Consider the following 224-nt stretch of genomic DNA (forward strand, 5'->3'; position numbering starts at 1 on the left):
TAGGTTCGAGGTGGAAGCATGGTGACATGTGGAGCTGACGAATACTAATAGATCGAGGACTTAACCATATAATATGAAGCAAATGTTATCTAGTTTTGAAGGAATATACCTTCATCAGTTTGGTGATGATGGCAGAGAGGTCACACCCGTTCCCATACCGAACACGGAAGTTAAGCTCTCTAGCGCCGATGGTAGTTGGGACCTTGTCCCTGTGAGAGTAGGAC

The 224-nt window shown here is 45.5% G+C and carries 1 rRNA gene; it reads left to right on the forward strand.

Annotated elements, in window-relative coordinates:
• Positions 1–118: 118 nt before the first annotated feature.
• Positions 119–224 (forward strand): 5S ribosomal RNA (gene rrf / locus AZF08_RS26050); the annotation flags it as partial.

This window comes from Bacillus gaemokensis, assembly GCF_001590835.1.
In the GTDB taxonomy this organism is placed as follows: Bacteria; Bacillota; Bacilli; order Bacillales; family Bacillaceae_G; genus Bacillus_A; species Bacillus_A gaemokensis.